Annotated in this window: 19 protein-coding genes; 12 read left to right on the top strand and 7 right to left on the bottom strand. The window is 53.9% G+C overall.

Translation table 11 applies throughout. From position 1 onward, the window contains the following. Positions 1–83: 83 nt before the first annotated feature. The 3 genes from pheS to DG177_RS11240 are packed head-to-tail and all read left to right on the top strand — an operon-like array spanning position 84 to position 5140. Positions 84–1199 carry a phenylalanine--tRNA ligase subunit alpha gene (gene pheS / locus DG177_RS11250; RefSeq protein ID WP_108811564.1) on the top strand — a complete coding sequence of 372 codons (1116 nt, stop codon included), beginning with the start codon at positions 84–86 and terminating at the stop codon, positions 1197–1199. After that, on the top strand, positions 1196–3568 hold the full coding sequence (pheT, locus tag DG177_RS11245; RefSeq protein WP_108811563.1) for a phenylalanine--tRNA ligase subunit beta: 2373 nt from the start codon (positions 1196–1198) through the stop codon (positions 3566–3568). The genes pheS and pheT overlap by 4 nt, the downstream gene beginning before the upstream one ends. 3 nt (positions 3569–3571) lie before the next feature. Further along, positions 3572–5140, top strand: a complete 1569-nt coding sequence (locus tag DG177_RS11240; protein ID WP_108811562.1) for a peptide chain release factor 3 — start codon at positions 3572–3574, stop codon at positions 5138–5140. Between the two features lie 18 nt (positions 5141–5158). Here DG177_RS11240 and DG177_RS11235 read toward each other — a convergent pair whose 3' ends face one another. The 4 genes from DG177_RS11235 to metX form a co-directional block, all read right to left on the bottom strand. Then, positions 5159–5788, bottom strand: a complete 630-nt coding sequence (locus DG177_RS11235; RefSeq protein ID WP_108811561.1) for a peroxiredoxin — start codon at positions 5786–5788, stop codon at positions 5159–5161. 121 nt (positions 5789–5909) lie between these two features. Then, positions 5910–7703, bottom strand: coding sequence for an SLC13 family permease (locus tag DG177_RS11230; protein WP_108811560.1), 1794 nt, complete (start codon positions 7701–7703; stop codon positions 5910–5912). Positions 7704–7730: 27 nt separating this feature from the next. Then, complete coding sequence (gene metW, locus DG177_RS11225; protein ID WP_108811559.1) at positions 7731–8321, bottom strand: methionine biosynthesis protein MetW; 591 nt, start codon at positions 8319–8321, stop codon at positions 7731–7733. After that, entirely contained in the window at positions 8318–9442 is a 1125-nt protein-coding gene (gene metX / locus DG177_RS11220) for a homoserine O-acetyltransferase MetX (RefSeq protein WP_108811558.1), read from the bottom strand. Before metX ends, metW begins: the two co-directional genes overlap by 4 nt. Before the next feature lie 111 nt (positions 9443–9553). On the opposite strand from metX, the gene hisC reads away from it, so the two are divergent. From hisC to pgmG, 5 genes are all read left to right on the top strand, one after another. Continuing rightward, the gene (hisC, locus tag DG177_RS11215) at positions 9554–10651 is read left to right on the top strand and encodes a histidinol-phosphate transaminase (protein ID WP_108811557.1); all 1098 of its coding nucleotides are present in this window, start codon (positions 9554–9556) and stop codon (positions 10649–10651) included. Continuing rightward, positions 10651–11559 carry a prephenate/arogenate dehydrogenase family protein gene (locus DG177_RS11210; RefSeq protein ID WP_108811556.1) on the top strand — a complete coding sequence of 303 codons (909 nt, stop codon included), beginning with the start codon at positions 10651–10653 and terminating at the stop codon, positions 11557–11559. Before hisC ends, DG177_RS11210 begins: the two co-directional genes overlap by 1 nt. Before the next feature lie 223 nt (positions 11560–11782). Next, positions 11783–12595, top strand: a complete 813-nt coding sequence (locus DG177_RS11205) for a division plane positioning ATPase MipZ (protein WP_108811555.1) — start codon at positions 11783–11785, stop codon at positions 12593–12595. Between the two features lie 3 nt (positions 12596–12598). Beyond that, positions 12599–13033, top strand: a complete 435-nt coding sequence (locus tag DG177_RS11200) for a DnaJ domain-containing protein (protein ID WP_108811554.1) — start codon at positions 12599–12601, stop codon at positions 13031–13033. Between the two features lie 120 nt (positions 13034–13153). Next, positions 13154–14563, top strand: coding sequence for a phosphoglucomutase/phosphomannomutase PgmG (gene pgmG, locus DG177_RS11195; protein ID WP_108811553.1), 1410 nt, complete (start codon positions 13154–13156; stop codon positions 14561–14563). Between the two features lie 79 nt (positions 14564–14642). On the opposite strand, the gene DG177_RS11190 is transcribed toward pgmG, so the two are convergent. Together DG177_RS11190 and DG177_RS11185 are read right to left on the bottom strand one after the other, a co-directional pair. Continuing rightward, positions 14643–15791, bottom strand: coding sequence for a sterol desaturase family protein (locus DG177_RS11190; RefSeq protein WP_108811552.1), 1149 nt, complete (start codon positions 15789–15791; stop codon positions 14643–14645). A gap of 122 nt (positions 15792–15913) precedes the next feature. Then, complete coding sequence (locus DG177_RS11185) at positions 15914–16525, bottom strand: WHG domain-containing protein (RefSeq protein WP_108811551.1); 612 nt, start codon at positions 16523–16525, stop codon at positions 15914–15916. Positions 16526–16744: 219 nt separating this feature from the next. On the opposite strand from DG177_RS11185, the gene DG177_RS11180 reads away from it, so the two are divergent. Continuing rightward, positions 16745–17800 (top strand): VOC family protein, encoded by a 1056-nt coding sequence (locus DG177_RS11180; RefSeq protein ID WP_108811550.1) that lies wholly within the window; start codon positions 16745–16747, stop codon positions 17798–17800. Between the two features lie 99 nt (positions 17801–17899). Beyond that, positions 17900–18307, top strand: coding sequence for a DUF1801 domain-containing protein (locus DG177_RS11175; RefSeq protein ID WP_108811549.1), 408 nt, complete (start codon positions 17900–17902; stop codon positions 18305–18307). Here DG177_RS11175 and DG177_RS11170 read toward each other — a convergent pair. Continuing rightward, complete coding sequence (locus DG177_RS11170; protein WP_108811548.1) at positions 18270–19391, bottom strand: AI-2E family transporter; 1122 nt, start codon at positions 19389–19391, stop codon at positions 18270–18272. The two genes, DG177_RS11175 and DG177_RS11170, sit on opposite strands and share 38 nt — an antisense overlap. A 134-nt stretch (positions 19392–19525) precedes the next feature. On the opposite strand from DG177_RS11170, the gene DG177_RS11165 reads away from it, so the two are divergent. Together DG177_RS11165 and DG177_RS11160 are read left to right on the top strand one after the other, a co-directional pair. Then, complete coding sequence (locus tag DG177_RS11165) at positions 19526–20473, top strand: MBL fold metallo-hydrolase (protein ID WP_108811547.1); 948 nt, start codon at positions 19526–19528, stop codon at positions 20471–20473. Between the two features lie 14 nt (positions 20474–20487). After that, entirely contained in the window at positions 20488–22923 is a 2436-nt protein-coding gene (locus tag DG177_RS11160) for a ligase-associated DNA damage response DEXH box helicase (RefSeq protein WP_108811546.1), read from the top strand. Positions 22924–22967: the final 44 nt, after the last annotated feature.

The following is a 22967-nucleotide window of genomic DNA, read 5'->3' as shown; positions in this document are numbered from 1 at the left end:
GGGAGCAATCTCGCGGCGCTTTTTTATTGGGTTTTTCACCGCAGCCTGCTTTAGACGGTCAGCAGGGAAAATAGGGTAAAGTCATGAGTGACATCGAAGCAGTTAAAGAGAATTATCTCGGACAGATAGAAGCGGCCAACGATGGTGATGCTTTGGAAGCCATCCGCGTTGCAGCGCTTGGCAAAAAGGGCGAGATTTCGCTGCTGCTGAAAACGCTTGGGAAGATGACCCCGGAAGAACGTCAGAGCGAAGGCCCAAAAATCAACGGTGCCCGTCAGGCCGTGGCCAATGCGATTGCCGCGCGCAAGGACAGCATCGAAACCGAAGCGTTGAACGCACGGCTCGCCACCGAAAAACTCGACATGACATTGCCGCCACCAAGCGTGCCAAAGGGCAGCATTCATCCGGTTTCGCAAGTCATGGACGAACTGGCCGAGATATTCGCCGATCTTGGTTTCTCTGTCGCTACCGGACCTGAAATCGAAGATGACTGGCATAATTTCACCGCGCTCAACATCCCGGAAACTCATCCGGCGCGCGCAATGCATGATACATTCTATTTCCCGCAAACGGATGACAGCGGTATGCCGAAATTGCTGCGCACCCATACCTCACCTGTACAAATCCGGACGATGATGGATGTGGCGAAGCAGACCGATGGCGCTGGCGAACCGATTTACATTATCGCACCGGGCCGCACCTATCGCTCCGACAGTGATGCCACCCACACACCGATGTTCCATCAGGTTGAAGGCCTGGTGATTGATAAAGGCATCCATATGGGGCATCTCAAATGGACGCTGGAAACCTTTGTTCGTGCGTTTTTCGAACGCGATGATATCGAACTGCGCCTGCGCCCAAGCTATTTCCCATTCACCGAACCTTCCGCGGAAGTCGATGTCGGCTTCTCAGTTGAAAAAGGCCGGCGGATTATCGGCGGTGACGCGCGCAGCAATGAAGGTGGCTGGATGGAAATCCTAGGCTCCGGCATGGTACATCCCAATGTCATACGCAATTGCGGACTCGACCCCGATGTCTGGCAGGGCTTTGCCTTTGGCTGCGGCATCGACCGGCTCGCCATGCTCAAATATGGCATGGACGATTTGCGGGCATTTTTCGATGGCGACCTGCGCTGGATGGAACATTATGGATTTGACGCGCTCGACGTTCCGACATTGAGTGGAGGAGTGGGCGCATGAAATTCTCGCTAAGCTGGCTCAAAGCCCATCTCGATACCGATGCAAGCCTCACTGAAATAACGGAAAAACTGACGGCCGTCGGCCTGGAAGTCGAGGGTTTGGAAAATCCTGCCGATGCCCTGCGCCCGTTCCGCGTAGCGAAGGTTGTAGAAGCCGGGCCGCATCCCAATGCGGACAAACTGCAGCTGCTCAAGGTCGATGATGGCTCAGATGAGCCATGGCAGGTCGTTTGCGGCGCGCCCAATGCCCGCAAAGACATGGTTGGCGTATTCGGCCCTCCCGGTACCTATATTCCCGGCAGTGATTTCACGCTGAAGCCTGCGAAAATCCGCGATGTCGAAAGTTTCGGCATGATGTGCAGCGCCCGGGAACTAGAGCTGGGCGAGGATCATGATGGTATCATCGAACTGCCTGCTGATGCAGCTTCAGCGGTCGGCACCAGCTATGCTGACTATGCCGAGCTGGATGACCCGGTCATTGATGCTGCGGTTCTACCCAACCGGCAGGATTGCATGGGCGTGCGCGGCATTGCACGCGATCTGGCGGCGGCGGGCCTCGGTACGCTGAAGCCCCTGACCATCGATACGATCACACGAAACGGCGCTGGTCCTGATGTACGCACGGATGACCCAGAGGGCTGTCCGGCTTTCTATGGTTGCACCGTGACCGGACTTGCCAATGGCACATCTCCGGAATGGATGCAGGCGCGCCTGAAATCCGCAGGCCAAAAGCCAATAAACGCGCTGGTTGATATTACCAACTATGTGATGCTCGATCACGGCCGGCCGCTGCACGTTTATGACGCCGCGAAGCTCAACGGCGGGCTTGTCGCCCGTAAAGCCAGGGCAGGTGAAAAACTTACCGCGCTGAACGACAAGGAATATGTACTCGACGAGAGCATGACGGTCATCGCCGACGACAATGGTGCGCATGATATTGGCGGCATCATGGGCGGCTCGGATACTGGGTCGGAAGAAACAACCACGGAAGTCTTGATCGAATGCGCCTATTTCGACCCAGCCTCCATTGCGAAAACCGGTCAGAAACTGATGCTAACCAGCGATGCGCGACAGCGTTTTGAACGCGGCGTCGATCCGGCCTTTCTGGATGACGGTATTGATATCGCAACCGCCCTGGTGCTCCATCTTTGCGGCGGTAGCGCGAGCGAAGTGACGCGGGCCGGTACGCCGCCGACCGATATGTCTACGATCAGCTATGATCCTGCAAAGAGTGCTCTATTGGGTGGCATCGATGTTGCGCCAGAAAAGCAGAAATCCATATTGGAAGCCTTAGGATTCACTGTGGATGAAAGTTGGCATGTGACGCCCCCAACTTGGCGTCGTGACGTCGCAGGTTGGCAGGACCTGGTTGAAGAAGTGGTGCGGATTGAGGGACTGGACAATGTTCCTTCCACGCCGCTGCCGCGCAAGGCAGGCGTTGCCAAACCCACGGCATCGCCGGAGCAGCTGGCCGAACGCAAGGCGCGACGGGCTGCAGCAGCTCGCGGACTCAACGAAACCGTGACCTGGAGCTTTATTTCCGACAAAGAAGCGGCACCCTTTGGCGGCGGCACCTGGTCCCTTGCCAATCCGATTAGCGAAGAGCTGAAGGTGATGCGGCCCTCGCTACTGCCTGGTTTGATCGCCGCGGCCCAGCGCAATGCTGATCGCGGTGCGTCGTCTATTCGCTTGTTCGAAGTGGGTCGCCGCTATCTCGAATCCACCGAGCATCAGACCATTGGTCTCGTGCTAGCTGGCGAAAATCGAGTGCGGAGCTGGCAATCCGGTGGCGCAACAAAATATGATGCCTTCGATGCCAAGGCCGAAGTGCTTGCGATTTTAGAAGCTGCTGGCGCTCCTACGAGCAAGCTGATGGATTTCGCCGAAGCAGGCGATCACTATCATCCGGGGCAATCCGGCACGCTGCGACTGGGGCCCAAGAAGATATTGGCCGCCTATGGTGTTCTGCACCCGTCGGTGACGAAGGCCATGGGTCTGAAAGGCACTGCCGTGGCCGCAGAGATTTTCCTCGATGCCATCCCAGTGAAGAAAGCCAAAGACCACATGCGCGAGGCCTTTGCACCACCAGCACTGCAGGCGGTGACCCGTGATTTCGCTTTCATCGTTGACGCGGACCTGCCTGCGAGCGATCTGGTTCGAGCCATCAAAGGCGCGGACAAAAAACTGATCACTGGCGCACGATTGTTCGATTTGTTCGAAGGCGCAAGCTTGGGTGAAGGCAAGAAATCGCTGGCCGTGGAGATCACTCTGCAGCCTATCGAAGCGACGCTGACCGAAGAGGATTTGAAATCCGTTTCGGACAAGGTGGTCGCGGCTGCCGCGAAATTGGGTGCGGAATTGAGGGGTTAGAATATGACCCAAACTAACCCACGCCGCACATTCGCGATAATCTCTCACCCCGATGCGGGTAAGACAACGCTGACCGAGAAGCTGCTGCTGAAAGGCGGCGCGATTCACTTGGCGGGCGAGGTCAAGGCGCGCGGGGATAACCGGCGGGCGCGGTCCGACTGGATGAAGATCGAGCAACAGCGCGGGATTTCCGTGACCAGCTCGGTGATGACCTTTGAGCGGAACGGCATCACCTTCAACCTGCTCGACACACCGGGCCATGAGGATTTTTCGGAAGATACCTATCGTACGCTCACTGCAGTCGATAGCGCGATCATGGTGATTGACGCAGCCAGCGGTATCGAGGCGCAGACGCTGAAACTGTTCGAAGTCTGCCGCCTGCGCAGTGTGCCGATTATCACCTTCGTCAACAAGGTCGACCGGGAGGGTCGTGATCCGTTCGAGCTGCTCGACGAAGTGGCTGACAAGCTCGCGCTGGACGTTTGCCCGATGAGCTGGCCGACCGGTATGGGCGGACAGTTTGAGGGTATTTATGACCTTAATCGCAACCAGCTGCACCAACCGGATGGCGACAGCAAAAATTATGATGGCCAGGTTCAGCAGTTTGATGGATTGGACGATCCCAAACTCGCCGATGTACTGAGCGACGAAGCGCTGGAGCGGCTGACCAGTGAGGGCGAACTGGCGCAAGGCGGCTATAGCAGCTTTGACCTTGAAGCTTATCAAAATGGCGATCTCACACCGGTTTTCTTCGGCTCTGCGCTGAAACAATTTGGCGTCGAAGAACTAATCGAAGCGATTGCCGATTATGCGCCTAGCCCCCGGCCACAGCCAGCTGAACCAGCACCGATCACGCCCGACAGCAAGGACGTCACCGGCTTTATTTTCAAGATTCAGGCAAATATGGATCCGCAGCACCGCGATCGCATTGCCTTCATGCGGCTGTGCTCCGGTGAGTTCAAGCGTGGAATGAAACTGACGCCCAGCGCCTTAGGCAAACCCATTGCCATCCACAGCCCGATCTTATTCTTCGCGCAGGACCGCGAAATTGCCGACACCGCACAGCCCGGCGATATTATCGGCATCCCCAACCACGGGACACTGCGTGTGGGCGACACATTGTCCGAGAAAAATCAGGTGCGGATTACTGGGCTGCCAAACTTTGCGCCGGAAATCTTGCGCCGTGTGATCCTGAAAGATCCGACGCAGACCAAGAAATTGCGCAAAGCACTGGATGATTTGTCGGAAGAAGGCGTCGTACAGGTTTTCTATCCAGAAATTGGCGCTAACTGGATTATCGGCGTGGTCGGGCAATTACAGCTCGAAGTGTTGGTGAGCCGCCTGTCCGCAGAATATAAGGTCGAGGCCGGCCTCGAACCGGCGCCATTTGAAACCGCGCGCTGGATTAGCGGCGCGGACGAAGTGTTGAGCGCTTTCGCCAATATCAACCAGACCAGCCTCGCCAAAGACCGCGACGATAATCTGGTGTTCCTCGCCAAATCAGGCTGGGATGTGAATTATCAAGAAGAGCGCAACCCGGAAATCAAGTTCAGCGCGACGCGGGAGCGGTAAGGCAGCCTCAAAAGACAGTCACGAGACTTCGGTCAACCGCAGATAGGGACGCTGTTCGTCCCACCCTTGGGGAAACATTTTCTCCGCTTCGTCTTTGTCGATCGACGGCGGAATAATGACCTTGTCGCCCGAGCGCCAGTCAGCCGGTGTCGCGATGTTCTTCTTATCCGATAGCTGCAGCGCATCGATTACCCGCAAAATCTCGTCAAAATTGCGCCCGATGGTCATGGGATAGGTCATGATTAGGCGGATTTTCTTTTCCGGATCAATGATGAACACGGATCGCACGGCTTCTGTGTGGCTCTCACCCGGATGAATCATATCGTAGAGCTTGGATATTTTGCAATCCGGATCGGCAAGGATCGGGAATCGGACATTGGTATGCTGCGTGGCATTCACATCGTGGATCCAGTCCCAATGCTCTTCAACAATATCCGTTGAAAGGCCCAACGGCTTGACATTACGCGCCGCAAAATCGTCAGCGAGCTGAGCAGTTCTACCCATCTCGGTTGTACAAACTGGTGTGAAATCAGCCGGATGGCTGAAGAAAAACACCCAATCATCTTCTGCCCATTTGTGCAGATCAATTTCGCCAACTGTACTATCGGCTATAAAATTAGGCGCGATATCGCCTATGTGGAGTGACATGATCATTTCCTTTGCTTGGACGCGTGCAAGACGGATCCGTGTTTCAGGAACGGAAAATGAGTATGACGGTGCATAGTCGCAATCAGGGATAGTACATAACGACACCCAAGGATGCCGAAATTCAGAAAATATAGTAGATTGCGAAACAGGCCGCCAAACCTACGCCGATATTGAGCGGCAAGCCAATTCGGACAAAATCTGAAAAGCGGTAATTGCCCGCCGTATACACCAAAGTGTTCGTCTGATAGCCGACCGGCGTGGCAAAGCTGGCGGAAGCACCGAACATCACCGCAACCAGTAGACTGCGAACATCCACCCCCGTTTGCTCGGCTATGCCAATAACCAGCGGCGTCATTATGACCGCAACCGCATTATTCGTCGCGGTTTCGGTGAGCAGGGAGGTCAGCGAATATATCGCGATAATCAGCCATAGCGGTGAAATCATGTTGAGCAGCGGCAGCAGCGTGTCGACAATCAACTGCACCGTGCCGGCATTTTCCAATCCCTTGCCCACCGCCAGCATGGCAAAGATCAAAACTAACACATTGCCATCAATCGCGCCCCATGCCTCTTCACTGTCAATACATTTGGTCAGCAAAACCACGGCTACACCTAGCATCGCCAGCGCAGCAATGGGCATCACGCCCAAGGCCGCCGCGATTATGATGATCGCGAGGGTGAGGATAGCAACTGGCGCCCGTCGTCGCCGATAGGAACGTGCCTCCGGTTCCTGTAAGTGCACCAGATCGGCATTTTCCTGTAACGTACTGATGGAGATATCATCGGTCTGCACAAGCAAGCTATCGCCATGCCGGATACGCGCATCAGACAGTGTTGGCCCGGCTATATGGCGCGGCCGCGAAAGACCGAGCACGCGAGCAGGAACCCGCGACAAAAAAGGCAGGCTGGGCAAGGATTTGCCGACAGACCGATGGGACGGTCCGATGACCAGTTCAACCAAGCGTGTATGTTCGTCTCCCAGCGGTGTGACCGGCTGCTTGACGCCAGCATAGCCCAATGAAATCCCTTCAATTTCGGCGAGAGACAGCAATTCTTCCTGAGTCACTGCGGCAACCAGTGTCTCTCCACCTTCCAAAATATGGTCGGAAAATTCGAACCGATCGATATCGCGCCCGATACGGCGCCCAATAATGTCTACCCCGGAATGGGTGAACGCACTGATGCTGGAAATTTGCTTGCCGACAAAATCGCTGCTGTCCCTGATCCGGATGTCGGTCAGATAATAGGATTCTGGCATCTGGTCTGACAGGCTTTCACTGTCCCGCTTCGGCAGGAACAGCGGCCCCAATATGGCGATCATGACAATGCCTGTCGCTGCGGCAATCAAGCCGACCTGGGTTATTTCAAACAAGCCAAAGGCCGCTTGCCCGTTTTCCTGTGCAACACCGTCCACAAGCAGATTGGTCGACGTGCCGAGCAAGGTCAGGCTACCGCCCAAGATGGATATGTAAGACAGTGGAATAAGAAGCTTGCTTGCCGCAATGCCGGAGACCTTGGCGATCTTGCGCATTATCGGGATCAAGATAATGACCACCGGTGTATTGTTGACGAAAGCGGAAGAGGCAAAGGTACCGCCAAGGAATCCGCCGATCGCCATGAAGGGCCGGTTTTCGGCTTTACGGGCAGCAAAGCCGGCCAGCGCCTCAATCACCCCAGTGCGAACCAGCGCGCCGGACAGAATGAACATCGCGCCAATGGTCAATGGCGCGGGATTTGAAAATACCGAAAGCATATCATTACTGCTGAGCAGGCCGAGCACCATCATCAGGGCAGCAGCTACAACGGCTGTCACTGCAGGCGGACGGCGTTCACCAACAAAAGCGGTAAATAGAGCAAATAATATTGCCAATCCGACATAGGGCTTTGCGATATCCCAGTAAGTGACCCAATCCAAATTTCGCTCCTAACTATGGGTTGCTGCTTAACGCTTTAACAAAAACACTGCATGTTCCGCGAGCAGATTGGCCATGCCGCGAGTGGTTTGTTTATCGCCGCTGAGAAACCATTGCCCCTCTTGCACGAGCCTACCATCGCGCACCAGCGCCCGAAAATCATCAATAGTGACATGGTGGATATTGGGCGTATCAAACCAGGTTTGCGGCAATAGGCGCGTCACCGGCATACGGCCGCCGAACAACAGCGACATCCGTACGCGCCAGTGGGCGAAATTGGGGAAGCTGACAAAGGCCTGCTTACCTATGCGCAGCAATTCATCAACGATCTGATCAGGTCGGTGGGTAGTCTGCAGCGTTTGGCTGAGGATCGCATAGTCGAAACTGCCATCCGGATAGGCAGACAGATCGGTGTCGGCATCCCCTTGCACAACCGACAGGCCTTTACTCACCGCGCTCGCGACATTGGCCGGATCAATCTCCAAACCGCGTGCATCGACCTGCTTTTGATCGCGTAAGGCCGCCATCAATGCGCCGTCGCCGCATCCAATGTCGAGAATGCGCGCGTTGGCGCTGACATTGTCAGCGATAATCTGCAAATCGGGGCGGAGTTTGGTCATAGATCTTCCCCCGCCTTCAAAAAGCCGTCGACAATCCGGTTCATTTCAGGGTTTTCGAGCAGGAAGCTGTCATGACCAAAGGCACTGGACAGTTCGACAAAGCTTGCTGCTGCACCGGCCGCATTCAAGGCATGAACTATGGTCCGGGATTCACTGGTCGGATAGAGCCAATCGGTATCAAAGCTGATCAAACAAAAGCGTGTTTGGGATCCCTTGAACGCCTGGGCCAATGTTCCGCCATGAGCTTCGGCCAGATCAAAATAATCCATCGCCCGAGTGATATAAAGATAGCTGTTGGCGTCAAAACGATCGACAAAGCTGATTCCCTGATGGCGCAAATAGCTTTCCACCTGAAAATCCGCATCAAAGCCGAATGTCTTGCTGTCCCGATCTTGTAGCCTGCGGCCAAATTTTTCGGTCAGACCTGCTTCCGACAGATAAGTGATGTGCGCAGCCATACGTGCCACTGCAAGGCCGCTGCTCGGCGGATCATCATCGGCATAATAGGCCCCTCCGCGCCAGCGCGGGTCAGCCATGATCGCTTGTCGGCCGACCTCGTGAAAGGCAATATTCTGAGCGCTATGGCGGGCCGCAGAAGCGATAATCACCGCCGATCTGACTCGCTCAGGGTAGAGCGCAGTCCAGCTTATCGCCTGCATTCCGCCCATTGAACCGCCGATGACGGCATGAAGGCGCTCTATGCCCAGATGGTCGAGAAGCAATGCCTGCGCACGCACCATGTCCGCGATGGTCAGCACTGGAAAGTCCATCCCCCAGGGCTTTTCGGTTGCCGGATTTATTGTTGCAGGCCCAGACGAACCCATGCAGCTGCCAATCACATTAGCGCAAACAACAAAATGCCGGTCAGTGTCGACTGGCTTGCCCGGTCCAACCATGCGGGTCCACCAGCCACCCTTGCCGGTGACCGGATGGGTCGAAGCGACATATTGATCGCCGGTCAGCGCATGGCAGATCAGGATCGCATTGCTCGCAGCGGCATTGAGCGTGCCATAGGTTTCATAAGCAAGATCCACAGGCGCAAGCTGGGCTCCGCTGTCCAATGGCAGCGGCCCCAGCAGGCGAACATTCCTGTTCAGGCCGAACCGATCATCCTCATTCATTGGCGTAGCATTATCAGGCAGGCGCAGACTAGCAAGCGTTTATAGGTGCTTAGCATAGCAGTTATGAACACTGTTGTTGATCGTTCTGGATAGCGCGGGTAAGGCCGGACCATGACCAAACCAGAGCCCAAATCATACATATCGGCGATTCACGCCTACACACCCGGCAAGGCCAAAGCCGATGATGGGCGCGTCCTCGTCAAGCTTTCCGCCAATGAAAATCCTCTTGGCTGTAGCGCGGATGCCAGTGCAGCGTTAGCAGCACAGGCGGGCAATGTTGCACGCTATCCCGATCCGGCCAGTCATGCCCTGCGGAATACGCTAGCGGACACCTATGGGGTGGAAGCGGACCGGATCGTCTGCGGAACCGGGTCTGATGAACTTTTGAATCTGGTTGCTGCCGGTTATGCTGGCGTCGGTGACGAGATTATCCATGTCAACTACGGGTTCATGGTTTACGAGATTGCCACGCGCAAGGTTGGCGCAGAAGTGGTGATGGCACCCGACAATGATTACGGCACTGACGTGGACGGGTTGCTGGCGCTGGTGACGGATAAAACGCGCGTTATCTATCTGGCCAATCCCAACAACCCGACCGGCACTCTCACGTCTGACAGTGAGATCAAACGCCTCCACGCAGGCCTACCGGAAGATGTCGTGCTGGTGCTGGATCAGGCTTATGGAGAATATCTCGATAATGACGGTTCCGCCAGTTTCGAACTGGCGCGCCAGCATTGCAATGTCTTGATCACACGGACTTTCTCGAAAATCTATGGGCTCGCCGCTGAACGTATTGGCTGGGCCTATGGTCAGCCGCATCTTATCGACACGCTTAATCGGATCCGCGGACCTTTTAATGTGACAAGCGCTGGCCAGGCTGCGGCCATCGCAGCTTTGGCCGATCAGAATTTCGTTATCCAAAGCCGGGAGCATAATGCCAAAGAGCGCGAATGGATGGTCGGCGAGATAGCCGCCTTATCCAATCACGGACTGCGCGCCATTCCATCCGCCGCCAATTTCATATTGGTGCTGTTTGATGGAACGGTGAGCGCAGAAATAGCGGACCGGAAATTGGTGGATGCTGGCTACGTCGTTCGCAGATTGCCGGCTCAGGGACTCGGCCATGCGCTGCGGATCACCATTGGAACGGAAGACGAAAATCGCGGGTTTATGGACGCACTAAGGTCAATATTGGAAACCAGCGCCTGATGCTGCCTTTCGCGAATATCACGATTATTGGCCTGGGACTGATCGGCTCTTCCATCGCCCATGGCGTGAAAGCCAGCATGCCGTCCGCGCGGGTCACCGGTTTTGACGCCGACGCCGCCGTTCGCGCCCGGGTGCAGGAGCTCGGCTTTTGCGATGATGTTGCGGACAGCGCCGGTGCAGCTGTGATCGATGCCGATCTTGTACTGCTTTGCGTGCCGGTTGGGGCCATGGCGTCAATTGCTTCAGAAATGGCAGAAGACCTGCCCAAAGAAGCGGTCATCAGCGATGTTGGATCGTCCAAAGGCAATGTTATTGCTTCACTGCAAGCTGCCTTGCCGGATGCGCGGATCATCCCGGCTCATCCGGTCGCGGGCACTGAACATAGCGGGCCAGATGCCGGTTTTGCCACCCTGTTCCACGACCGTTGGTGTATATTGACGCCGCCAGAAGATGCCGAGAAAGGCGATATCGAACGCGTGCGTGCCTTCTGGGAAAAACTGGGTGCAAATATCGAGATTATGGATGCAAAGCATCATGACCTTGTGCTTGCCGTGACCAGCCATTTACCGCATCTGATCGCCTATACGATAGTTGGCACTGCATCGGATCTGGAAGATGTCACGCGCAGCGAAGTGATCAAATATTCAGCTGGTGGCTTTCGTGACTTCACTCGCATCGCGGCCTCCGATCCCACCATGTGGCGTGATGTGTTCATGTCGAACAAGGACGCTGTGCTGGAAATGCTACAACGCTTTTCTGAAGATCTCACCGCTCTGCAACGCGCCATCCGCTGGGACAAGGGCGACGAGCTATTTGACCTATTCACAAAAACCCGGGCCATCCGCCGCCGGATTATTGAAGAAGGTCAGGATGATGCCGCACCCGATTTCGGCCGGAGTCATGAATAGTATGCAGCAGATATTTTTCATGGTTTGGAAGCGGTTATCAAACGCCATGATATAACCGACAAACCTTCTGTTTCTTCTCAATGCTATTCGTAAGTTTTTGTCACGGGTCCTTTTATTCAAAGGCCGTTTAGGGTAGCAAACTTTCAGGGGCAGCGATGTTTGGAGCACTATCCTGCGCCGAGAATTTGGTTTCTCTGACCAGAATAGGGGTATATTCAACCAAGTGACCGACAGCAAAGCGCATCATATAGTTTTTGCCAATGAAAAAGGCGGAACCGGCAAGTCCACCACCGCCGTTCATGTGGCTGTTGCGCTTGCTTATCAGGGGCATAAGGTCGCGGTCATCGATCTCGATCCGCGCCAGCGCACCCTATATCGCTATCTAGAAAACCGCAAAGCGACGATGGACAGGCTGGATATTGAAATTCCGCAGCCCTATTTTGAAGTATTCGAACATGACAATCTTGCCCGGCTTGAACAGCTGGTTGAGCGGATGAGTCACGGCGTTGACTATCTGCTATATGATACTCCCGGCCGGGATGATAAATTTGCTCGCTTTGTCGCGACCCGCGCCAATACCTTGGTGACCCCAATTAATGACAGCTTCGTCGATTTTGATCTGATCGGACAAGTGGATCCCGAGACTTTCAAGGTCCGTAAACTCAGCTTTTATGCCGAACTTATCTGGGAGGCTCGTAAAGCCCGGGCCAAGGCGGACGGCACAACGATTGACTGGGTGGTGCTGCGCAATCGCACCCAACATGTCGAAGCGCATAATATGCAACGGGTTATCTCTGCTTTGACGGAGCTATCCCAGCGCGTGGGTTTTCGCGTGATCCCAGGACTAAGCGAACGGGTTATTTATCGTGAGCTCTTTCCCGCAGGCCTGACAATGCTCGACAAGCAACATCTTGGACGACTTGCCACCAGCCATATTGCTGCACGACAGGAATTGCGTGAGTTGATCAAACATCTGGCGCTGCCCCAACCAGAGGGCGAACGGCCAAGCTTTGGCAAACCCCAACTGGTCGCCTGATCCATGACGTTCATGCTGGTCCTCAGCGCTTCGGTCATCGCGGCCCTGATCCTGTCCGGCCGAGCAAAGACTATGAACACCAATGACTGGTTGGCCGTGGTGGTTGCTTTGCTGGGTGTCAATTTGTTTCGCGGCGGTAACTGGATCATGGGCAGCGGGCTCGTTATTGCGGCAGCAGCATGGAGCGGGTCCAAGCTTTTAGCCGATCTAAAGACTGACAAGTCTGAGCAACGCAAACCCCGTGATTTCGAACTGGACCGGGCAAGATCACTTTTGGGTGTGCCTGACGAGGCCGATCAGGCAACGATCAACAACGCCTGGCGTGCATGCCTTAGCGAACATCATCCCGACCGCGGTGGTGACGAGCAAATAGCCCGTCAAATCAACAGGGCGCGGGACATATTGCTCGAGGAACTGCAAACCATCAATCACCGTTAAGCCGACCCGCTGGCGCGATGCGAAAACCATATGGGGCTAGCTTTTGCACCAAGGTCTTTATATTATTGCATACGCAAGGCTTCCCTTCAAAACCCACCCTCCATTAAGGAAAAATCATTCATGACCGCACGCACTTCCCATCAGTTTGATCCGTCCAGTTTGCGGGAATATGATATTCGCGGGATCATCGGTGAAACACTGGGCAATGATGATGCCTACGCGATCGGCCGGGGCTTTGGTACATTGATCGCACGGGCCGGGGGCACGGCAGTCGTTACCGGCTATGATGGCCGGACCAGTTCTCCAACGCTCGAAGATGCGCTTATCGAAGGGCTAAATGATGCTGGTGTCAATGCCGTTTCGATTGGCATGGGGCCAACACCAATGCTATATTATGCGGAATGCGTGCTGGAACAGGTGCAGGGCGGAATCGAGATCACCGGTAGCCATAATCCCGCCAACTATAATGGCTTTAAAATGGTATTTCAGGGACGCCCGTTTTTCGGTGCGGATATTCAAAAACTCGGCGCGATGGCAGCGAACGGCGACTGGGACAAGCCCGCCGATGATGCAGTGGGTAGTATTGAGCGCATCGACATTATCGATGAATATGTGGCGCGACTGACCCAGAACTTCACCGGAGACGCGATGAAAATTGGCTGGGATGCAGGCAATGGCGCTGCGGGTCCGGTGATCGAAAAACTCACTGCAAACCTGCCGGGCGAGCATCATCTGCTATACACCGATGTCGATGGCAGTTTTCCCAATCACCATCCTGATCCTACCGAAGAGAAAAATCTGGCCGACCTGAAAAAACTTGTCGCGGAGAAAAAGCTCGATTTCGGCGTGGCCTTTGACGGCGATGGTGATCGTATCGGCGCGATTGATGGGGAAGGGCGCGTAATATGGGGCGATCAGCTGCTACAAATCTATGCCGAAGACGTGCTGAGGTCGGAGCCCGGTGCGACGATTATTGCGGATGTAAAGGCTTCGCAGGCGCTTTATGACAGGATCGCAGCTTTGGGCGGCGAGCCACTCATGTGGAAAACCGGACACAGCTTGATCAAGTCGAAAATGAAGGAAGTATCGTCACCGCTTGCGGGCGAAATGAGCGGTCATGTCTTTTTCAAACATGACTATTACGGTTTTGATGATGCGCCTTATGCGGCCGTTCGTCTGATTCAGGCAGCGGCCAATATTGGCAAAAGTGTTACCCAGCTGCGTAGCGATATGGTTGAAATGATAAATACGCCGGAAATGCGCTTTCAGGTCGATGAAAGTCGCAAGTTTACTGTGATTGAAGAAATTTTGGAACGGCTTGCGGCCGATGGCGCTGACGTCAACAATACCGATGGTGCGCGAGTGAACACTGAAGACGGCTGGTGGCTGCTGAGGGCATCCAATACCCAGGATGTGCTGGTTGCGCGCGCTGAGGCGAAGTCGGAAGAAGGACTTGTGCGGCTAATGGCGCAGATCGATGCGCAACTGGCATTGTCCGGTTTGGAACGGGGCGAGACTGTCGGGCATTAGCGGCCGCAATAGCTGCTTCATCCCAAAGCGGACATATTGCCGAACCAGCGCGTCATTCATTGGTCCAGATTGGGTCCTTCTATTTTTCATTATCCTGCTCTTGGATGTTTTGCGGACCAAATATTTTTTGATCCGACACGAATGGCGCGATCAGCAGTCCGGCCATGGTCATGGGATAGTTGGGGGATGTGCCAATTCCGATCTTATCATGTGGGCGTTCGCCCTTCACCTTGTGAAAGGTGCCGAACAGGATATCCCACACGATAAATTCACCGCCATAATTGGAATCGCCAACGGCTTTATCGGGATAGTGATGATAGCGGTGATTATCGCCGATCGAGAAAATATATTCCCAAAAACCAAGCTTCAGATCGATATTGCTATGCTGGAAAATCCCGATGCTGAGCTGCATCAGTATTGCAACCATTATGATCTCTGCAGAAGGCTGCAGGAGCGCATAGGGGATTGCAAAGAGCAGGGCCTGGCCGACAACCTCAATGGGGTGGCTGCGAATACCGTTGAGCCAGTATAAGCGCTTGACCGAATGATGGGCAGCATGAAACCGCCACAGAAAGGGAACTTCATGCAGTGCGCGATGTAGCCAGTAACGGAAGAAGTCTTTGATCAATATGAACAGGAAGACTTGGACAACGCCCGGCAAGTTTGTCGGCCACAGATTATGTCCGTAGGGTTCCAACAGTTCGACAAGGCTTACCAGAAACAGAACCTGAATTAGATATTTGGCAAAGCCGTTCCAGAAAGCGCCGGAAATGAACATCATGATATCGACCGATGTATCATTGCCACCTTCCAGCCAGTTTCGACTGAAGGGCATCAAACGCTCCAGCGGTGCGAAAATGCTGCCGATGATCACCGGAATAAGTGCCAACGTTAAAAGCGAGTCAAATGTCACTCCGTTTTTTGCAAACTCAAAGCCTATGATGAGCGATATGATCAGGGTCGCGGGAAAGATCGTGTGCGACAAGACACGCCGTAAAAATGTTCCTTCGAGTTTGTAAGAAGCGGCATCAAGATGCTTCAGTGCCCAATTCATAGGTCTGGCAATGATATAGGAACCAGCTGATTCGATAATGTTCAGCGGCATCCCCGCCCATTTCTCAATCAAACGTGCAAAGGGTGCGCGCGCAGGCAGTTCCTTGTTTTTAAACGGTTTCTCTTCTGAAAATCGATTGGTTTGGTCTTGAGGAAAAGGTTTGGTGGCCGACATTTTGTCTCTCGCACGTTCGGATTTACAGGGACGTATCTATAAAGTGAACATGTTCATTATATCCCTTCGAGTCACGTGTCAATGTGGCCAGACATCAAGAACGCACAGTCAGAAAATCGGATTCACTCATTTTTGTCGATCAGCGCCATGATCGATTTGATCATTGCATCGGCAATCTGCTCGGGTGGATCAAAGGCAATACGTTCAATATTGATCGGCAAGGCGAGTGCGCCATGCAAAGCGGCCCATAGCAGTTGGGCAAGCATCTTCGGATCACCGTCAATAATAGCACCGGTTTCCTGGCCTTCGGCAATTGCAGACGTAAGAAACTGGAAATATGGCTCCTCTTCCAATGCTGTCTGATCCGGTATCGGCCGGGAATCGGGGCGTACATAAAGAAATGCTCCTCGAAAGACACGATGCTTCTCTCGGGCAAATTCTACATAGGCGCAAAGCAACGCATGGATTCTGGCGGTGGGGTCATCAATCGACTCAGCAATGTCTGACATTTGCGCACGCAATTCGTTGACCGGTTCCTCCCAGAGGGAGCGCCCGAGATCCGAGATGTCTTCAAAATATTTATAGATGGTGCCAACGGATACTTCGGCCTGCTTTGCAACCGCCCGGATAGTGATTTTTTCAGGATTACCTTGTCGCACCAACATGGCCGCAGCAGACCTGATGCGCTCGCGCGTTTCGCGCCGCTGTTCGGGAGTAATAACCGGCCTTGGCATCAAGCATCCTCTATATATCTGATATCACCAGCTGATTCTGGTTCCTGCGGCCACATAGCATATCGAATGGTCAGATGATCTCAAAATGCGGTTGACATTAGTGGCTTCACATAAATAATATGAACACGTTCACTTTATATGTTCCACGCGGCGTCATCAACCCGTTATGACGCAGATTCATAACCCGCAATTAATATTCTATTTTCGGAGAAGTCCCCGATGCGCTTTCTTCTTTTTCCTCTACTCTTCCTATTGGGCGGCTGTTCGTTTCTGGTCTTTGGCGAAGCATCGGAAAGACCTGAAGACGCTGTCATTCGAGGGATCAACTATGTCAGCGTGACGGTCAATGACCTTGATCAGGCTACGAAACTATATGGAAATACCGTGAAGCTGAAAATGGTCGATGAGCGCGAGATGGATCAGATCCCTGGATCTGCATCTTTATTGGGAAGAGAGAATTTTATTGCAAAATCGCGATTGATGCGAAGCAACAATGCACAGCTTCGCTTTGTTCAATTTGAGAATGCCGATGCTTCCCGCGAAACATATCCGAAGGTTGAAGTATATGGGCCAGGCATTGCTCATGTCGCATTTCAGGTAAACAAGGAAACGAAAGCCTATTCACGGTTTCTGAAAGCTGGTGCCAAACCGGTCAATGGAACTCCAAATATGACGACCCTCAACCCGGAAAATCCTGTCGAATATGCTTATGCCCGCGACGCCAATCGGACAATGTACGAATTTGAACATGTGGATATCAGCAAGCTGGATCGCGCAGAGCCTCCCAAATATGATTATCGTATTCGGCATGTTGCACTCGCAACTCCTGATTTTGACCGCATTGTGAAATTTTACTCGATATTGCTGGAACAAGAGGAGCCGCGCCGGCTGGGCCGGTTTATCAATCTTCAGGGTGAAAATTTTGACAGCGTATCCGGGCTGCCAAACACCAAGCTCAAAATGGCGTTTTTTCAAGTGAGAAATATGGAACTCGAAATCGCGCAATATACAAGTCATCCGACCACCTTGCCCAAAAAGCCGAGGCCATTGGATGCACCGGGTTTTGCCATGATCGTATTCGATGTTGAGGATCTTGCAGCCGCGAGAGAAAAACTGATTACCGCCGGCGGATCGATCGTTAGCGAAGCGCTGCCAATGGATGGAGGGCAGATGTTGATCGCCCGGGATGTTGATGGAAACTTATTGGGCTTTCAGAAGGTGGATTCATCGTCGGTGTTCTCCTCTCAGAACTTTGATGGAGATGGCACCTCTTAACGCAGTCTCGGCATTCTTCTGGCATTGGCTAAAGTCATAACTTTGCGATATCAGGAGATCGCTGGATGTAACTCGAGGCTGGCCCCACAGGATGACGCCATGAACGCTAAACTGCCGTCACAGACCCAATCTGTTTTGGATGACCATCCAAAAGCCATGGCTGATCGACTGGTGCGGTTACGGGCGTTGATACTCGAAACTGCCGCCGGAAATCGCGCCGTCGGCCCGCTGGAAGAAACACTGAAATGGGGTCAGCCAGCCTTTCTAACCTCCACCACAAAGTCCGGCACGACCATCCGCATCAACCGCCACAAGAATTCAGACGATCACTATGCACTATACGTCCATTGTCAGACCGATCTGGTCGAGCGATACAAGCAGCTATATGGCAACATTTTGAAATTTGAAGGCACGCGAGCGGTTGTTTTTGATGTTGGTCAAGAGATCCCGACTAAGGCCGTGAAACATATTATTGCGATGGCTTTGACTTATCATTTGCGACCCTGACCTTGGCCAGACGTTCTCTCTCGGCTTTATTCATCTCGGCAAAAATTCGCCAGACTGCAATGAACAACGCAGCAAGAAGCGGGCCGATAACAATACCGTTGAAACCAAATAGCTGCAGTCCGCCCAGGGTCGAAATCAGTACGACGTAATCCGGCATCCGTGTGTCGCGACCGACCAATATGGGCCGGACAATATTATCGATCAGGCTGATGATGAATATGCCCGACAGAATTAGAACGACACCTTGCCAGATCGATCCTGTGACGAGCAGATAAATGGCGACCGGTACCCAGACAAAACCAGTGCCGATTGCGGGGATAAGCGACAATATCGCCATCGATACAGCCCAGAGCAAAGCCCCGCGGATATCTAGCGCCCAGAATATCAGGCCGCCAATTGTTCCCTGAAGCAACGCCACAACAAAACTGCCCTTTATCGTTGCAAGAATTACGACAAAAAACTTGTCGATCAGAATGGCGCTTTTGCTTTCCGATAACGGTACAATATTCTCAATTTGCGCTGCCAGGCCGCGCCCGTCACGTAACAGGAAGAAAGTCAGATAGAGCATCACGCCCAGTGCGAGCAGAAATCGAAATGCGCCCTGACCAAAGCTCAAGGCCTGCGCAATCAGAAATTCGAGGCTGCTGCCAATGGCTTCTTCAATCTGCGGCCGCACCGTTGCCAGATCGCCATAGCCATACGCAGCAAGCTGGTTTTGCGCCCAGACTGGCAAACTATTCTGAAAAGCAACAAAGGCACCACCAAAATCAATTTCGCCCGCCTGGATGCTGGCGTAAGCGCTCGTCGCCTCTTGCACCAAGGCCATGCCGAGCAGAATGGCAGGTACGATAACCAACATTATGACGAGAATCACGGTCAGGAAGGCTGCGAGATTAGCCCGCGGAAAAAGCCAGCTCGCAATTTTTTGATAGACCGGCTGAAACAAGACTGCGACCACAACGCCCCAGACAATAGCACCGAAAAACGGTTCTATCAGCATCGCAAACGCAAGTGAAATAATCACCAGTAGCGCCAGCACGAAAAGCCGTTCTATTCCAAAATGAGGGCGCTCTGATTCATCCATATTTTTCGGCTAGATCAATATAATAATTTGAGTTTTTATACAATAAGGCCTGAAGCCAGTTCTCAATTCAGTCCTCTATTCAAATCGTCTGAAAGCTGTCAGAACAAAATAATAGCAGCAAAGCGAGAGGTAACATGGACAATATTCCCTTCCAGAAAGGTCTGTATGAAACCGGTAACGGTATTTTTGCCTATTTGCAGCCGGATGGCGGATGGGGCTGGTCCAATGCCGGTTTGATTACCGATGGCGATCAATCCTTGCTGGTCGACACATTGTTCGATGCCAGCCTAACCCGCGATATGCTGGCGACCATGGCCGATGCGGCAGGCGTTGGCGCTGATGATATTGGTACCATAGTTAACACCCACGCAAACGGGGATCACACGCATGGCAATGGTTGCTGCCAGCATGCCGAAGTCATTGCCTCAGAAGCCAGCGCCAAGGAGATGGACGAACTGCCGGCCCCCGCTTTGGCCGCAATCATGGCGCAAGCAAAGGATATGGGCCCGACTGGGCAGTATCTGGTTGATATTTTCGGCAGCTTTGACTTCACCGATGTCGCCGAAAAGCACCCGACCAAAACGTTCAGCGGCGAATATAGCGTGATGGTTGGCAACAAGCAGGTTGATCTGGTTGAAGTTGGCCCCGCCCATACAGCCGGAGATGTCTTGGTCCATGTGCCCGATGACAAAACGGTTTTTACCGGTGACATTCTCTTTATCGAAGGCACACCGATTATGTGGGCCGGCCCTGTTTCGAACTGGATCGCCGCATGCGATTATATTATTGACCTCAAACCCGACACGATTGTTCCAGGCCACGGTCCTATCACCGATGAAGCCGGTGTTCGACGCGTGCAGGACTATTTGCATTATATCGATGATGAGGCGCGCAAACGTTATGAGGCCGGTTTGTCGGTGCGCGATGCCGCGCATGATATAAAACTGGGTGATTTTTCAAGCTGGGGAGATAGTGAACGGATCGCGGTCAATGTTTCGACGCTTTACCGTGAATATGCTGGCGATACGACACCGCCCGATGTCACGCAATTATTCGGGTTGATGGCGGAACTGAGAAAATAGCCTACAGTGCCCCGGTGAAACAGCCGAAACTTCCCCAACCGCTTCAAGACTGGTTCGCCTCTCGCGGATGGACCGTGCGGCGTCACCAGATCGAGATGCTGCATGCCGCGAGGGCGGGACAACATGCCTTGCTCACCGCGCCAACCGGAGCGGGCAAAACTCTAGCAGGCTTTTTGCCCAGCCTGGTCGATTTGATTGACCAACCTGATTTTGACGGACTGCATACGCTCTATATCTCTCCGCTCAAGGCGCTGGCCGTCGATGTCCAGCGCAACCTGTTGACACCCATTGACGAAATGGGCTTGCCTATCAAAGTCGAAACGCGCAGCGGTGATACGCCAGCCAATCGCAAAGCACGCCAGCGGGTGAAGCCGCCGCAAATATTGCTGACCACGCCGGAATCGCTCAATCTACTCTTGAGTCAAGAGGACAGCTTTGCACTTTTTGCCAAGCTGAAGCACGTCATCGTCGATGAAGTGCATGCCTTTGCGTCCGGCAAGCGCGGGGACTTGCTTTCGCTATCCTTAGCCAGACTGCAAAGGATTGCTCCGGACATGCGCCGCGCCGCCTTATCGGCGACTGTGGCTGATCCCGACGATTTTCGCGCATGGCTGGCGCCCTATGGCGATATCAATGCGGTCACTCATGTGTTGGGCGAAGAGGGTGCGCCTGCTGATATCGCAATCATGATCCCCGAAACGCCACAGGGCGAGAAGATCCGTGTGCCATGGGCGGGCCATGCCGGTGTCTATGCCGTCCCGCAGGTGATGGAACAGATCAAAGCCAACCGAATGACACTGGTCTTCACCAATACGCGTTTTCTGGCCGAGTTTATATTCCAGAAATTATGGGAGATAAACGAGGACACACTGCCAATCGGAGTACATCACGGCAGCCTCTCCAAAGAAGCCCGGCGCAAAGTCGAAAATGCTATGGCGTCGGGAAAGATGCGCGCGCTGGTCTGTACAGCCTCCCTGGACCTTGGTGTCGATTGGGGCGACATTGATTGCGTCATCCAAATGGGTGCGCCCAAGGGTAGTTCACGATTGCTTCAGCGCATTGGCCGCGCCAATCACCGGCTGGATGTCTCGTCCAAGGCGTTGCTGGTACCCGGCAACCGCTTTGAATATCTCGAAGCGCAGGCTGCGCTGGATGCGGTCAACGAAGGAAAGCGTGACGGTGAGCCGTTCCGCCCCGGCGGGCTCGATGTCCTCGCGCAGCATGTCATGACCTGTGCCTGCGCAGCCCCGTTTCAGGAAGACGATCTGCTCGATGAACTACAATCGTCCCTGCCTTTCAGCACGCTCGACAAGGAGACATTTGACCGCGTGCTCGGCTTTACGCGAGACGGCGGCTATGCGCTTAAAGCCTATGACAAGTTCAAGCGGTTGCGGCGCGATGCCAAAGGCATCTGGCATCTTGTTCACCCGCGCTTTGCCACTCAACACCGGATGAATGCAGGAATCATTGTTGATGCCGCAATGATGACCGTTCGGTTCAAAAATGGCCGCAATCTCGGCAAGGTGGAAGAGAGTTTCGCGGCGATTCTCAGCACCGGCGACACGTTTTTCTTTGCCGGCATGAGTCTCGAACTGATCAAATTGGACAGCTCGGATGTCATTGTCCGTGCAACCAAAAAAGCGGCCATGATCCCGAGTTATATGGGCCTGCGGCTACCCCTCACCACACATTTGTCCGACCGGGTGAGGGGGTTCCTAACGGATCGGGCGGGGTGGGCGCGTTTCCCCGATGATGTACGCGAATGGCTGGAGATGCAGGACCATCGCTCGCAATTGCCCGAACCAGGGCAGCTTTTGGTCGAGACATTCCCGCATAAAGGCCTGCATTATATGACGGCCTATAGTTTCGAGGGGTGGAATGCGCATCAGTCGCTGGGCATGCTGCTCACACGGCGGATGGAAACAAGGGGACTGAAACCCATTGGCTTTGTTGCCAATGACTATGCATTGGCCTGCTGGAGCGTCGAACCGGTGACCGATCCCGCGGCGCTGTTTAGCGCCGACATTTTGGAAGACGAGTTTTTCGACTGGATCGAAGGCAGTTATCTGCTCAAACGCGCCTTTCGGGAGGTGGCGGTGATCAGTGGGCTCGTCGACCGCCAACATCCCGGTAAGCGCAAAACCGGGAAGCAGGTGACTTTTTCCACTGATCTAATTTTTGACGTGTTGCGCAAGTACGAGCCAGATCATTTGCTGATGCAGGCCGCCTGGGCCGATGCCCGTGCAAGGATGACAGACGTTGCGCGATTGGGAGACCTTTTGGACAGGGCGGCGGGCTCAATGGTCCATGTCGAACTCGATCGAGTCAGTCCATTAGCGGTACCTGTGTTGGTCATGATCGGCCGCGAACATGTCGCACAAGGTGCGACCGATGACGCACTGCTCATCGAAGCGGAAAGTCTGATTCAAGAGGCGATGCGCGGCGATTGAACTGACCCATCGTGCCCGTAAAATTTGTCGCAGGGTGGAAATTG

The sequence above is a fragment of the Sphingorhabdus sp. Alg231-15 genome (assembly GCF_900149705.1).
Taxonomy (GTDB): domain Bacteria; phylum Pseudomonadota; class Alphaproteobacteria; order Sphingomonadales; family Sphingomonadaceae; genus Parasphingorhabdus.
Note: the sequence above shows the minus strand (reverse complement) of the source record. Positions and strands in the feature narration are given on the sequence as shown.